This window comes from Nonomuraea sp. SYSU D8015, from assembly GCF_008065375.1.
Lineage (GTDB): Bacteria > Actinomycetota > Actinomycetes > Streptosporangiales > Streptosporangiaceae > Nonomuraea.
In genome coordinates this window covers 1-13983 of the sequence record NZ_VJYI01000045.1, presented here as the reverse complement: position 1 = coordinate 13983, position 13983 = coordinate 1, and the positions used below count along the sequence as shown (strand labels likewise).

Here is a 13983-nt window from a genome sequence, read left to right as displayed (position 1 = left end):
GAAGCGATCGGCCCGGCGTTCGTAGCGACGGTGTAAGCAGCGACAGCCAGCCAGCGATAGCCGCTTGCGGCGTCGGCGTCAGCCGGTGCGCCGCCACGCCAGGGACAGCCGCTTGGCCACGTCGATCCCGGAATCGTGCACCGGCTTGACGGCGATGTGATCCACGAGCAGGGCGAGCAGTTCCCTCTGTGCCGCCGGGTCCGCGTTGCCCCACCAGCTTTCGACGGTGTCGGTGCCGGGCGGCACCATGTCGGCGCCCCGCTTCTGCGCGATGGCCAGCAGCAGCCCGGGCGCCAACTCGGGCGTTCGCAGCCGTTCCAGCACCTGCTCGGCTACGGCGGGTGCGAGCACGCGCGCCGCGATGCGGACCCGTCCGCACCCTTCGGCCGTGCACGTGTAGCTGATGACGCCGGCGGCCTGGTCCTGCTGCAGGTGCGCGCCGCACGCGCCGCATGTAAGGAGCCCTTCGAAGATCATGTCGGCGCGCCAGCCGTACTCGGCGTCGTTGCCCTCCCGGCCGGCCAGAGCCGCGAGCATCCCGGCGGCCTCCTCGTGGGACAACTTACCGGCAGCGTGCGCGGCTCTCACGTGCTCGGCCTTGTCGGCGGCGTCCATCCGCGTCGGCGTCGGCTGCGGGCGTTCGTCGGTCGTGTCCGGGTGGGGCGGGACGACGGACAGACGGTGCCGCTTTGGCTGCTCGGTCATCGGTGACTCCTGGGGGGAAGTGGTCGCTGACCCAGCGTAGGCGCTAAGGCGGGGAGCGTTAGGAACCTGGCCGCCTCTGCTGTCGCGGTCCGAACGCACCCTTCAGCCGTTGTGCCGCCACTGAAGCATCAGCGCGCGCCTGCGGGAGCAGCTGCTCACCAAGGTGGTCGCGGAGGGAGGCGTGCCGGTGGCGCTGCCCACCGAGACGTGCCACTACTTCGCCGAACCGGCCTGGTGGCCGTCGCACGACTCGGCGCGGGGGCCCATCCTGCCGGAGCTGATCGAGTTGGGAGCGCCGTAGGAGGTCATCGAGGTCGAACTGTCGGTGCCAGCGCGTCGAGTAGAGGCAAACCAGAGAGCGGCAGGGTCAGGCGGCGCCGAACAGTTCCAGGCAGGCCGGGGTGATCCCCTCATCTGAGACGCCTGGCGCGCGGTGCGGAGTCACGCAAGGCCGCTCTGGAGCGTGGCTCTACTTGCCCACCGGCCACCCGGCCTCTACCTGTCGCCCCGCGCAGGGCCCGGGTAGCCGGGTCTGAATATCCGGCGAGCGGCTGAGCTTCCGGCTCGCGGGCCGTGCGCGGGGCGCGTGGGATCAGGCGGCGGCGCGGCGGTTTTCCTCGTCGGCCCGCCGATAGCCGTACTCCAGGTACTTGGACCAGTGCGCGCCGGCGCTGCCGTCCGGCGAGATTCGGTCGAGCGCCACCATGCCCGCCATGATGGCCGCGCACAGCTCATCCTGGACCTCGGCGAGGCTGGCGGTGACGGGGCCGTCTGTGCCCCATCCCATGGAGCGCCGGTACAGCTCGAACGCCTCGTTTGCCTCCTCGGATGGCTTGGCCATCAGGAGGAGTTCCTTGGCGGTGGGGTCGGGCGCGTGGCTGCGGCGCTCGTCGCGCTCACGCAGGGCGCGGATCTGGGTCCACATCGTGTCCATGTCCATGGGTTTCCTCCAAGCCGTGAGCCTGGTTTGTGGGGTAGGCCGGGCGCTGAGGCTGGCGGCCGAGCTGCCAGACCTCCCATCCGGCGATGATCCACGGGCCCGCCTCGACTGCGTTGCGGACGTCTACGAGCACCTTGCGGCGCACCAGCTCGGCTGCCTGGTCGGGGAGGCCCGGGTCGTGGGTGAACTCTTGCCACTCGGTGCCGATTACTACGAGGTCGGCCCCCTGAAGGGCGTCGTCGAGGGTGTCGGCATAGATGAACTCGGGGTGCAGCTTGCGGGCCGCGTCGAGGGCTTCGGGGTCGTAGATGACCGGTACCGCGCCGCGCTCGACCAGCCGTCCGGCGAGGCGCAGCGCGGGCGAGTCACGAACGTCTGAGGTGCCGGCCTTGAACGCGGCGCCGAGGAAAGCGATCGTGCGGCCGTTGATCGGCCCGCCGTTGGCCTTCTCCACCAGCTCGCCGGCCGCCCGCGCCCGGCCGGCGTTGACCTGCTCCACGGCCGTCAGCAGCCCGTGCGCGTCGTCGGCGCCGAGCTCGCCGATGCGGTGCGTGAACGCGGCCACGTCCTTGGGCAGGCAGCCGCCGCCGTAGCCGATCCCGGGCCGCATGCCGCCGTGCCCGATCCGCTTGTCGATGCCGATCCCGTACGCCACGGTGTTGACGTCGGCGCCGGCGATCTCGCACACCTCCGCCATGGCGTTGATGAAGGAGATCTTCGTGGTCAGGAACGCGTTCGCCGCACTCTTGAGCACTTCGGCTGTGGCCGGGTCGGTGATGATGAGCTCCACGTCGCCGCGGGCGAGGATCGGCGCGTACACCTTCACGATCGCGGCCTCTGCCTCGGGGGTGGACAGGCCGGCCACGATCCGGTCGGGGTACAGCGTGTCCTCGACGGCGTGACCCTCGCGCAGGAACTCGGGGTTCCACACCAGGTCCACCGGGGCGGTGGGCGCGTGACCGTCGATGATCTGCTGGAGCCGCGCCACGGTGCCGACCGTGACCGTGCTCTTGCCGACGATCGTGATGCGCCGGGGCGGCAGGAGCGGCACCAGCGCGTCGACCGCGCCGACCACCTGGCTGGTGTCGTAGCCGCGCCCGTCCGCCCGCAGCGGGGTGCCGACCGCGATGAAGTGCAGATCCGCGAAGTCGGCGGCCTCAGCCAGGTCGGTGGCGAAGCGGAGCCGGCCCGTGGCGGTGTGCGCTGCGAGCAGTTCGGCGAAGCCTGCCTCGTAGAAGGGGGCGACGCCGGTGGCCAGAGCTTTGCACTTGTCTGGGTCCAGTTCCACACCGATCACTTCGTGGCCGAGTTCGGCCATCGCGGCGGCATGGGGGGCGCCGAGGTGGCCGCAGCCGATCACGGAAATGCGCATCATGATCCTGTTCGTCGGATTGTCCTGTGGGGTGCACGGTCGCGTGCGTCCCCCGAAGCTATCCCGAACGGCCGCCGCGGACCGGCAGGCTTCAGGAAGTCGCGTCGATCTTGAGGTCCAGCAGCTCGCACAGCCGTGTCAGGGCGGGGATGGCGGCTTCGCGGACGATGACGTCGCCTTCGCGGGCGCCCTCGATCGGGTACTCCTTGAAGACGCCGTTTTCCATGAGCCCTTCCGGGTCCACGTAGAAGATCTTCATGCCCTTGTCGCGGGCGCGGGCCTGGACCGCGCGCCGGTCGGCGTGCAGCCCGACCACGAGCAGCGCCTTGGCCTCGTCCAGGAGCGGCACCGGCGGGATCTTCTGGTCGTAGCGGCGCACGAACACCTCTTCCAGCCCTGCCCGCGCGGACAGCACGTCGAAGTTGTGCGTGATGACCGGGCCGACGAACACGCCCGCGTCGTGCAGGGCTTTCAGGGCGTGGTGCGCGGGCGTCGGCTCGGCGAGGAAGCACGCCCTGAACATGCGCACCAGGTCGGCGGCCTTGTCCTGCGCGCCGAGCAGCATCTCCTGTACCAGTGTGTCCGCCTCCGGGCTCATGGTGAAGGCGTGCGACTGGGTGAGGGTGTTGTCCTTGCGGGCGGTCACCCGGTAGACCTCGTGCAGGTAGTGCAGCGGCGGGATGCGCGCCTCGATGCTGGTGCCGCAGCCGACCTCGACCTGGAACGGCAGGTAGTCGAGCAGCCCGGACAGGTCCGGCGCGAACGCGGGCTCGCCGCGCTGCTCCTTGACGCGGATGCCGCCCGCGAGCACGTCCCAGGGCAGGTTGCGGACGACGCGCGAGACCTCGTAGCCGTCCGAGATGAAGCACACGTCCACCGACCGGAACCCGTGCGGGGTGTCGCGGCCGGCCCGCTCGTCCTGCGGGTGCTCGTCGTAGTCGGCCAGTGTGAACCGCAGGTCGCCCTTGCTCCAGCAGTCTGGTTTTTCGCGCCAGCCGCCGGCCCGCAGCCAGCCGTCCAGGCTCTTGAGGTAGACGTCGATCTCGGCCTTGGGCGCGGTGATCGAGTGGAACAGGTATAGATCCTGCAGCACGAGCCGCGGGACGGGGAAGGTCCAGTCCAGGCCGTACTGGTAGCGGTAGTGGACGACGCGGCGGCGGCCGTGGTTGTCGGCGTCCCAGCCGGACAGCTCGGCGTTGGCGGGTTCCTGGGTGCGGCGCCAGATGCCTTCCTCGATCGAGCGGGCCCGCTCGTGGCGGTCTCCGGCGAAGTGCTGCTCCCAGGTCGTCACCTGCTGCGGGGTGAGCTGCTCGATGACGGTGTAGGGCAGAAACACGGTGGTGCCTCCTTGCGGATGGGGGGTGAAGATCGTCAGATCCTCATGGGCAGGCCGACGAGGAGTTCCTTCGTCGTGCCGTCGCGTACCGCCTCCAGGCACTGGAGGATGCGGGCCAGCTCGTGATCGACGGCCAACTCTCCGACCGTCTTCTCATCGACCCAGCGGGCCTCGACGTAGCCGCGGCCATCGGTCACGGTGACGTCTGCGTCGCTCGGTAGCGGCACGTGGTAGACGAAGTTGACGCCCTCGTGGAAGCGGCCGGGCCACTCGGGCGAGTGGTCGACGGCGAGCAGCGCGCTGGCGGTGACGCGCAACCCGCCCAGCTTCTCGGCCATGAGGCGGCTGAACGCCCGCCTCGGGAGCTCGTTGGCGTCCGCAGTGCCGCCGGGGAGCCCCCAGCGTGACACCTCGGTCCAGTACGAGCGGCTGATGATGACGAACTGGCCGTCCCGCTCCAGCAGGCCGAGGGTACCGACGCGGCGCGGCGGCGGGTCCTTGAAGTAGTCATGCTTCTCGGTCGTCATGCCCCACACAGTGAGCATCGGACCGCTTCCGGTGAAGAGGAAGTGCGTTGCCTTGGGTTGCCGACTGGTTGCTTCTGGTTGCCTTGTCGCTGGCGGGGCTTCACACGAGCGCGAGGCCGGACCACACTGAAGGGCGACCCTCAACCAAGGGGGCGCGACCGTGGACATCGCCGTGACCCGCCACCCGCTCACGGTGCTGCTCGACCGCAAGCACTGGACATACGAGACGTTTCTGGGAGAAGTCGCCGAACGGCACCGCGCTCGGGGATACGGGACGCCGGCCGCCCGCAAGGAGAAGGTGACCAGGTGGATCACCGGTGTCGCGGTCCCGCAGCCAACCACTCAGCTCGCCATCGCCGACGTGTTCGGCATCCCCGAACGGGAGGTCGAAGCTCGGGGGTGGCCGTACTTCCTCCTCGTGGCGTTTGACGACGATCGCACCATTTGGGAATCGCCGTGGACGCCAGCGGGTACGTTGCAGGCACTGGACCATTTGGGAGGGTCAGTGGATCGTCGGGGCTTCCTGGTCACCTCAACCGGAACACTGGCCGCTATCGCCGCCCAGTGGGCAACAGCAGAACCCGCTCAGGCCACGCTCGCCGGGGGCCGCCGCATCGGCCGCGAAGTCGCCGACATGATCGACTCCCGCCTCGACGCGTTACGACATCTCGACGATCAGGTGGGGGCCGGGCAGGTATACGACGCCGCCGCGGCCGAGCTCCGGCTGATCCGCCGCCTGCTCACCGAAACGACCCACACCGAGCAGATCGGCCGCCGCCTGTACGGCGCCGCCGCAGAGGCATCACGTCTGGCAGGCTGGTGCGCCTACGACGTTGGCCACCAGGCGGCCGCCGAGAAGCACTACGACATCGCGCTGCGCGCCTCCGCCAGCGCCGGAACTGACACGCTCGGCGCGATCATCTTCGCCTTCTGGGGGAACCTCCGCTACACCAACGATGATCCGCGCGGCGCTCTGCATCTGTTCGACGGGGCACTCAACACCGCCAAGCGCATCACCTCGCCCAGAGTCAAAGCACTGCTGCACGCTCGCCGGGCCCGCGCCTACTCACTCGCGGGCGAGCCTCTGGCCGCCTACCAAGCGATAGACGCCGCCTTCGCCACGTACGCGCACGCTGGACCGACCGAAGCGGACCTGCCCTCGATGTACTGGCTCAACGCGGGCGAGCTTCACCAGTTCGCCGGCAGCGCCGCGCTCAGCCTCGGGGAGCCACGGCGCGCACTGTGCCACTTCGACCTGGCCGTCAACGGGGACGACCCGTACGACACGGAGAAGGAGGCGAGGGGCACTGCCATTTACCTGGCGCGCCGCGCCGAGGCGCATCTGGCGCTCGGGGAACTCGACGCCGCTGTGCAGGTGGCCGAGCAGGTCGTGCAGCTGATGGGCGGGGTTGAGTCGGCGCGTGGCAGCAGCGCCCTGAACGGCCTGCGCGCCGATCTTCTCAAGCACCGGGACACGCCCGTTGTGGAGAACTTCCTCGACCTCACTGCCTAGTCCTAGGGCCAGGTAGGAGTTCGCAAAGGGCGTCCGGCCTCCACCTCGTCGGCGAGGCGCAGCGGAATACTCGCTGCCAAACGCGATGAGTAGCCCGGAGGGGGACGCTGGTGCACCACGACGGCCCTGCCGACAAACTGGAGAAACTCGCCGTGCGACTGAGCGCGGCCAGCGAGGAGGAGCTACTGGCCATCCTCGCCCAGGCCGACGCCGACGACGAGGAGATGCACACCAACCCGCCCCAGCTCGGCTCAGCGCATCCCGTCGCGGCCGGCGCGACAGAGGTGACCTTGCTCGGTGCTCTCGGGCATCGGTACGGGATGCTCGCTGGGGGCGCCGGTGGACTGCTAGTGCGCACCCGGCAGACCTGCGTGCTCGTCGACCCGGGACCCGCCGCTCTCGGCCTCCTGGTCCGGCTCACCCGTCAAGGACGGTTCGACTTCGGCGAGGTCGATGCGGTGCTGGTCTCCCACTTCCACCCGGACCACTACACCGACGTCATCCCGTGCCTGGAAGGCGCGGTGAGCGCCCGGGGCCGGCGCGGGCGGGTGATGCTGGCCGCCAACACCACGGTGATACGGCGGTTCGGCGCGTTCTCGCCCTTCCACATGCGTCGGGTCGATCCCGTCGCCCTCGCCCATCCGGACGGCGCCGGCGAGGGAGAGCCGATGGTGAAGCTCGCCGACCTGACCATCTACGCCACTCCGGCCCTGCACCACGAACAGGACGACGAGATCCGGACCGCGATCGGGTTCGCCTTCGACACCCCCGGCGGCGGGATCTGGTACACCGGAGACACCAATCTGTTCGGTGGACTCATCGATGCCGTTGCGGCGCTGCCGCCAGAGACGGACCTGGTGATCGCCCACGTCGGCGGCACCAACTTCCAGGCCTCACCGGAACGGGCCGCGGTCTGCCGTTGGCACCTGCAAACCCGCGACATCCAAGCCATCGCCGCCGCGCTGCGTCCGGCCGGTGTGATCGTCCAGCACTACGACGCCGCCTACGCCACGGCGCGTTACCGCGTCGCTCAGGCACTCTGGCTTCAACGGCACCTACGTGCCGGCGGCGGCAAGCCGACCCTGGTCATCCCCGGCAGGAATGGCCTACATGTCACTCTCCACGACCAGCAACCGCTTCGCCGGGCGGTCGTCCTGGACGATCTGCCCTGGCCCTACCCGGACCTGTAGCGCCTTCTCCGCCTTTTCGGCCGCCGAACAGCTTGGCCAGAGCAGGCATACCGCGACGAGCGATGGCGTCAGGGTTCGGCGGGCGGCCGCGGCGCTGTAGCAGCCTCGCGAGCCACAGCCATCGCCATTCCAGTGGGGCGTCCGGAACCCACCCGTAGTAGCCGTTGTCCGGCGGGGTGGGGAGGGGTTTCATCGCGTGTCCTTCGGCCGGGAGCCCGCCACCGAGGGAGGAAGGGGTGGCCGTGTGACGGCGCAGGGCCACCGCCCTACGGCCTTCATCGGGCTCGACCGACCGGACAGCCATTAGCGGTGAGATGGATCACCGTGCAGATGGTCACCGCGACCTGCGGTAACGCTCAGGATCCCGTTATCGCGCCGGACTGTCCCCGCCATGGCCGAGCCGAAAGCTGACTCCACACCGTTGATCATGCACCGCCCTGACCTGGTCTAACGGCGCGTACCACTAGTGGCTGTCCCGTCGACCCCGGAAAAGGGCACTTTGCACGCCCGGCGCGACGAGCACGGCATCACCGTCGAGATCATCGACACCGCCGACACCCTGAGCACCGAGCACCTTCATCGCACCCCTGATCCGGTCGGCACCGGCGGCTACGGCTTGTCGTCGGCGTGTCCCGGGGTCGCTCCTCAAAGCCTCACGCGCAGGACCGCGCGCTCTCCGAGCAAGCCCGGAAAGCGTCACCGGGCGTCACGCCGGACGAATCAGGGCCGGGCGGCCATGACCCGGCGCAGTCGTTGCCAGGAGGCGGCCGGGCACGTTCATGTCCAGCTGGGGCTGGTTGGTGCGTCCTGCTGGAACAAGCCGTCGATGAGATCTCTGGTTCATCCGGTCTCTGGTTCCTCTTCGGTGACCTGTGTCCAGCGCACGTTGCCGCGCACGTCCACGTGGGGATCGGCCGCGAGCGCCTCGCGCACGGCTTGAGGGAGTTCGGCCGCCCGGCGGGCCAAGGCTATGCGGACCGAGGGGGCCGGGTCGTTGGCAAGGACGGCGACCATTCGCGGGTCGGCCGGTGCGATGCCAGCGCCCAACGCCCGGATGTGCTCATCTTCGTGGAAGAGCAAGGCGAGAGCGTGAAGAGAGAGGTCCGGGCCGGCGGAGGCGATTGCGGAAACGGTGAGCCCGCCCAGCAGACGGGTCTGCGAATCGCCATCGCGCAGCAGTTGAGCGGCGCTCGCCACCGCCTCCTGTACGAAGGCGTGGTCGAGTTCGGTCACCTGCTCGCCCTGGGCGCGGGCAGCTGCGAAGGCCTCTGCCGCCGCCACCAGGGCAAGCCCAGCCAGGTGACGTCCGCCGGTCCGGAAACGTGCCCGCGTGAAGGGAGTATCTGTATCGATCTCCCACCGGTCGGCTTGTGACAGGCGCGGCGCTCGATGTACCGCATGCAATTGTGTCGCCAGCTGTGCGGTGAGGCCGGGTGGAAGGCGGCGAAGAAGGCGGCGCAGAGCCGATACCGCACGCGCGCGGGCCGCGGCACCGTGGTGGTGGTCCTCGGCGATCGCCGTGAGTTGCTCGGCGACGGCGATGGCCAAGTCGGCGGGGGCGCCTGCGGCGATGTGAGCCGCCTGGTCCGGACGGCCTGGCGGCGGGGTTGGCAGAGCCGGATCGGGGGAGTCCGGTGATGGTGGTCGGTCGACGGCGTCAGAGACCTCTTCCTCTGCGGCTTCATCAAGCTCCCTGTCGTCCGCTGTCCCGGCCGGGTCGTCAGCGAACGCGGTTGAGGCATGGTGGTCGTCGGGCACGGCATGCTCGGGGGCGAGTTCGGCGGCGGGGACATCGGCCAGGATCTCGGCGTCCAAGAGGGCCAGCAGAAGGTCGACCGTCGTCTTCTCCTGGTTTCCGATGACCGTCGGCTGGCGCGCGTGACCTACCGTGCGCCGCAGCAGGGCGGCGCAGGCTCGGCGGGCAGCGCGTTGCACCGGATCAGATGTGACCCGCCAACTCGCCAAGACCTGGATGGCCGTTTCGTGGTTTTCACCAGCGAGTGCGGCAACCACGGCGAGCAAGGGGCCGCGGGCGCCCTCTGGCAGGTTGCGCACCCGTTCCCACAAACCGTGCGGGGGTTGGGGCTGCCGCAACATCAGCGCGAGCGCGGCCGCGAGATCGTGGCGGCGGGACTTGACCGCCCAGTAGGTTTGAATCACAAGATCGGCGATCTCGGCACTGACCGAGGTATGAGCCTGCAAGGCGGGCTGGGCCAGCGCGAGGATGGCATCGACGGCGCTAGCAGGGATACGCACACCGAACGATGCCAGCGCCTTGACCGCGTCAAGCTCGGGCCAGGGCTGCACGGAGCGCGACTCCCACAGGCCGTCGGCTGCCCGCAGCAGCACCTGCGCGACCTCGGCGATGCCCTCATCACGCACTGTGGCCGCTTGCGCCCCGAGGACCTGGATCGCCGCGGCTTGCCGCCCGCGCATGGCCGAGGTCGCCCAGACACCGACGTCGACGGCCTGCGGCAACCGGCGAGCCAAACGGGCGGACGCCTTCGCGTTTCCCGCCAGGACGTAAGCCCGTACGGCTGCGTCCTGACGGCCCCCTGTGTTCAGGACATCGCCCAGTAGCGACAGCGCGAGCGCTTCTTCCTGCAAGTGGCCGGCCAAGCGGGACTCCCACAGATAGCGGCGGGTGTCGCCGAGGGCGTTGGGAAGCTTGCCGTGGTGTGCAGCCTCGAAGGCGGCCAGCGCGGGGTCGTAGGCGCCTGCGAGGAGGCGCCGTCTGTTCGGCAACGCACTGACCAGCTCGGCAAGGTCACTCTGCTCATCGAGACCGATCTCCCAGGCGAGCATCCGCAAGGCCCGGAGGGCGGCCCGAGCATCGCCGTAGAATTCGTGCTCGCTGCTGGCGAGAATCGACTGACGCCACAAGCCGATCGCACGCTCTGAGTCACCCGCCACCGCGAAGGCGTAGGCGGCTCGCGAGGCTATCAGGCCACGGGCATGCAGCAGACGTCCGGCGAGGCCGGCGTCGATGAGCTCGCCGTAGGCGGCCTGGACCTCGGAAGAAGAAGAGGAGACCGTCAAGCCGGCATCGGCGACCGCGCAGCGCAGCCGCGCGCGGAGCACGACGTCAGAAGCCTCCGCTGCGGCCGCCAAGGCGCGCAGCTCGGCCAATACATCGGGGACGCCGTCCTGGCCGTACCCGACATCCCCAACGATCGGCCGTGGGGAGGCAGTGTCGAACAGTCCATCAACAAGCGCCTGTTCCAGGACCAGGCAGCACAGCAACGGCGCATGAGGATCGCCCGCCGCCGCGAGCTCACGCAAGGCCGGGACGCAGGTCGCCAGGTCGCTGCCGTGTTCAGGCCAGTCCGCCACACGCGCCAGGACCGACAGCCGAGCCTGCTGAACCGGGTTGAGATGCGGGGCGATGGCGGCCAGATCACGCCGCAGCGACCGGACTGAGGTGCCGGCCATGATGCGGTCCAGCGCCGCTTCGAACAAGATCGAGAACGCGTTGTCGTGATCCCCGCCAGCGTGAACGGCCTTGGCCTGCCGGATGCGCATCGTGGCGGCATGGCCCGGGAAGCTGGCCTCGGCGAGCCCTCTGGCGACCAGGCCGTACAGCCGCGCCGCTGTGAGCGGGTGGGATACTTCACAGGCCACCGCCTCCTCCTGCAGCGCGTCCAGGCCCAGCACCAGGACCGGGTCCTCGACCAGCCCCAATGCCCGGGGGGCCGCGGGGTCGGCCGGCGCAGGGTCGAAGCCACACCACGCCTGCGCCCATGCTGCCCCGAAGACCGCGAACACCAGGTACGGAGCCTCACGCAGCTTCCGGCCCACGGCTTCGGCACCCCAGACCTCGATCTCCAGGTCGCCGGCGTACTCGTCCTGCAGCTCGGCCAGGGCGTCGACGTTTCGGGTATCGCGGTCGAATTCGGCCGAGGTGACCAGAACGAAACGTCGGGGATCAAATCTCCGCTTCGCCCCCGTGAAGCCTGAGTGCCGGGGCGGCCCCGCGTAGTCCCGCACCGCTTCGCGGATCTTCGCCTTTGTCAGCTCGTCATACCTCTTCACCTGATACAGCGACCTGGCCGAGTCCTTCTGGCGCTCAACGATGTCCAGACCGTACTGCTTCTGGCCGCTCCGGCCGTAGAACTGAGTGCCGCGGTTGTCTTGGCGGCTGACCATCTCAGCGACGAGTCGCTCGAAGACCTCCGGCTCAAGTTCCGCTAGCGGAAGCAACCTCGGGTTCTGCATCGGCACAGGAAGCGGCGCAGCCTGCGCATGCCGGGTGAGCTGGGGCAACGTCAAGGTCACCAGGCCGACGTCCGGCCCGGCATCGGGCGTGATGTCAACCGAACCGGTGCCTGGCGTAGTTCCCCGGCGCTCAAACGCCCTATCGTGGCCCACACTCATCGCACCCCTGCATCCATCCGCTTCCCTCCTCGCGCCAGCGGCCTCAGCGCCAAGATACGTCTAGGCCGCAACGATGCTTCCACCCTGCCCGCACCGCTGCTGCCGCTCCACCAGAGCTCCCTGCGATCCTTGCGACATGCCAAAGGCGGACGTGACATGCCGGCCAGCCTGAACCGGACCCGGGAAGCCGATGGACGTCCAGCCCACCGCCGAAACAAGGGACTGGTCCTGACCATGCGACTCATCGCCTACGACAACGGCATGCTGACCCTCGACGGAGCGCCGTTGAACGACCACACGAGGGACCACGACCGCGCGGACGCCTGGCTCGTCCGAAACCCTGGGTCTCCTGGTCTGAGGGGCGCGGGCGTCTGGACCTTCGAATCTCCAGCTCTGGGGCTCCGGCCACGGCTAGGGCCTGGCTAGCATGGGCAGTGAGGGGGATGGTCTGCATGCAGCTTCGCAGCACCGCCGCCGGACTCATCATCGGAGCAGTCGTGGGTGTTCTGACCAGTGTTCCATCCGCAGCCTGGACACTCGCCCAGATGCCCGCCGACCCGCCGACGACCGGCGAACATAACCGCATGATGGCCGACTGCCACCGGATGATGGGCATGGGTGAGCACATGGCAGGACACGATTCGGCTCAGTGAAGCGGAGAGGGATCCACCACCCAGGCTCTGCACATCAAGATCCCGGCAACCCTCACGTTGCCGGGATCTTCGCGCTTCCACCGGTCTTCCTCGTGAATGACGCCGTCATCGCCGCAGAGTGAAAGATCACCCGAACATGAATTCCTCACTTAAACTTCATCTATGCCGGGTCGCGCCACGCCCGGAGCTCGCTCAGACCGTCCTGAGGAGAGGACAGCGCGGGCATGAAGGACACCCAACGGCAGCCCACCTGGACGTTCCTGACCAACCACGCCCGGGTGCTGCGCCTGATTGCTGACGACCCGCACGCGGCGCTGGCCACCACCGAAGCCCAGTTTCGGCTCTCCATCCCAGCCGAGCATGACGCCTACGAGGAACTCCTCGACCTGTTCGCCGGCGATCTGAAAGAGCAATCACCCAAGCGGTGGACCGATCTGTGCGAGGACGACTACACAGCCGCGATGGTGGTGCCGTTTTGGGCATGGGCCGCCAAGCAGGAACAGGCCATGCGGATCCTGCACCCGCACGCCAACGAACACGACTTCAAGTTCACCTGGCCGTTAATCGCTGACGTGCTGGAGTTGTGCGCGGTCACCGTCACCAACCGCGCCATACAGATCAGCTCGCCCTGCCCGCCGATCGCGATGATTCCGGCGTTCGCCAGGGCGCAGCGGCGGGTCTACCTGACCGCCACACTCTCCGACGACAGTGTGCTGGTGACCGATCTGGACGCCAACCCTGACGATGTGAAGCAGCCAGTCACCCCGGGCAGCGCCGCAGACCTGGGCGATCGAATGATCCTCGCGCCGATCGCGCTCAATCCGCACCTGGACGAGGAGGCCGTTCGGATGCTGGCCCGGCAGTACGCCGATGGCGATCGTGACGGTGACGGCCGCGCGGAGGCCCGGCCGGTCAACGTGGTCGTGTTGGTGCCCAGCGACCGTGCCGCGGACCGATGGCAGCGGCACGCCGATCAGATCGTGCACGCCGGCGACCTCCAGCAGGCAGTGACCGCGTTGAAGACAGGGCACGTGGGTCTGGTCGTGCTGGTGAACAAGTACGACGGGATCGACCTGCCGCACCGCGCATGCGAGCTGCTGATCCTGGATGGTGTGCCGCGACCCCTGGACGCCACCGAACGGCGCGAGGCCGCCGTTCTGTCAGGCAGCCGCAGCATGCTGATCCGGCAGATCCAGCGGATCGAACAAGGCATGGGGCGCGGGGTACGCGACGTCAAAGACCACTGGGGGGCTCGCCCCGATGTGTGGACACGGGCTGTTATGCGACGAGCAGCACCTTATCGGTAGTTTGCTGCTCGTAGTCGATCGGGCTGAGGTAGCCGAGGGTGGAGTGTCTCCTTCGAGTGTTGTAGC

General features: G+C 68.9%; 11 protein-coding genes. 4 read left to right on the top strand and 7 right to left on the bottom strand.

The features are described 5' to 3' along the window. Positions 1 to 78: 78 nt before the first annotated feature. The 5 genes from ID574_RS57680 to ID574_RS57660 all read right to left on the bottom strand — a co-directional run bounded on the left by ID574_RS57680 (position 79) and on the right by ID574_RS57660 (position 4880). On the bottom strand, positions 79 to 705 hold the full coding sequence (locus tag ID574_RS57680) for a recombinase zinc ribbon domain-containing protein (protein ID WP_188197572.1): 627 nt from the start codon (positions 703 to 705) through the stop codon (positions 79 to 81). A gap of 592 nt (positions 706 to 1297) precedes the next feature. Beyond that, the gene (locus ID574_RS57675) at positions 1298 to 1645 is read right to left on the bottom strand and encodes a hypothetical protein (protein ID WP_188197571.1); all 348 of its coding nucleotides are present in this window, start codon (positions 1643 to 1645) and stop codon (positions 1298 to 1300) included. After that, on the bottom strand, positions 1602 to 3020 hold the full coding sequence (locus ID574_RS57670) for a UDP-glucose dehydrogenase family protein (RefSeq protein ID WP_223168163.1): 1419 nt from the start codon (positions 3018 to 3020) through the stop codon (positions 1602 to 1604). The genes ID574_RS57675 and ID574_RS57670 overlap by 44 nt, the downstream gene beginning before the upstream one ends. 88 nt (positions 3021 to 3108) lie before the next feature. Beyond that, positions 3109 to 4353, bottom strand: a complete 1245-nt coding sequence (locus ID574_RS57665) for an SIR2 family protein (protein WP_188197570.1) — start codon at positions 4351 to 4353, stop codon at positions 3109 to 3111. Between the two features lie 35 nt (positions 4354 to 4388). After that, on the bottom strand, positions 4389 to 4880 hold the full coding sequence (locus tag ID574_RS57660; RefSeq protein ID WP_188197569.1) for an NUDIX domain-containing protein: 492 nt from the start codon (positions 4878 to 4880) through the stop codon (positions 4389 to 4391). A 160-nt stretch (positions 4881 to 5040) separates the two neighbouring features. Here ID574_RS57660 and ID574_RS57655 point away from each other — a divergent pair, with 160 nt between their 5' ends. After that, entirely contained in the window at positions 5041 to 6393 is a 1353-nt protein-coding gene (locus ID574_RS57655; protein WP_223168162.1) for an NsdA family TPR-like regulatory protein, read from the top strand. 110 nt (positions 6394 to 6503) lie between these two features. Beyond that, complete coding sequence (locus ID574_RS57650) at positions 6504 to 7583, top strand: MBL fold metallo-hydrolase (RefSeq protein ID WP_188197568.1); 1080 nt, start codon at positions 6504 to 6506, stop codon at positions 7581 to 7583. Between the two features lie 840 nt (positions 7584 to 8423). Here ID574_RS57650 and ID574_RS57645 read toward each other — a convergent pair. Next, a complete protein-coding gene (locus tag ID574_RS57645) occupies positions 8424 to 11957 on the bottom strand; it encodes a hypothetical protein (protein ID WP_188197567.1) in 3534 nt (1177 codons plus the stop codon). A 452-nt stretch (positions 11958 to 12409) separates the two neighbouring features. Here ID574_RS57645 and ID574_RS57640 point away from each other — a divergent pair, with 452 nt between their 5' ends. Together ID574_RS57640 and ID574_RS57635 are read left to right on the top strand one after the other, a co-directional pair. Then, on the top strand, positions 12410 to 12610 hold the full coding sequence (locus ID574_RS57640; RefSeq protein ID WP_188197566.1) for a hypothetical protein: 201 nt from the start codon (positions 12410 to 12412) through the stop codon (positions 12608 to 12610). Positions 12611 to 12834: 224 nt separating this feature from the next. Next, positions 12835 to 13917, top strand: coding sequence for an ATP-dependent DNA helicase (locus ID574_RS57635; RefSeq protein WP_223168161.1), 1083 nt, complete (start codon positions 12835 to 12837; stop codon positions 13915 to 13917). Here ID574_RS57635 and ID574_RS63325 read toward each other — a convergent pair. Then, positions 13889 to 13983: IS3 family transposase (locus tag ID574_RS63325; RefSeq protein WP_442939465.1), on the bottom strand; the 95-nt coding region annotated here is incomplete at its 5' end. The genes ID574_RS57635 and ID574_RS63325 overlap by 29 nt on opposite strands.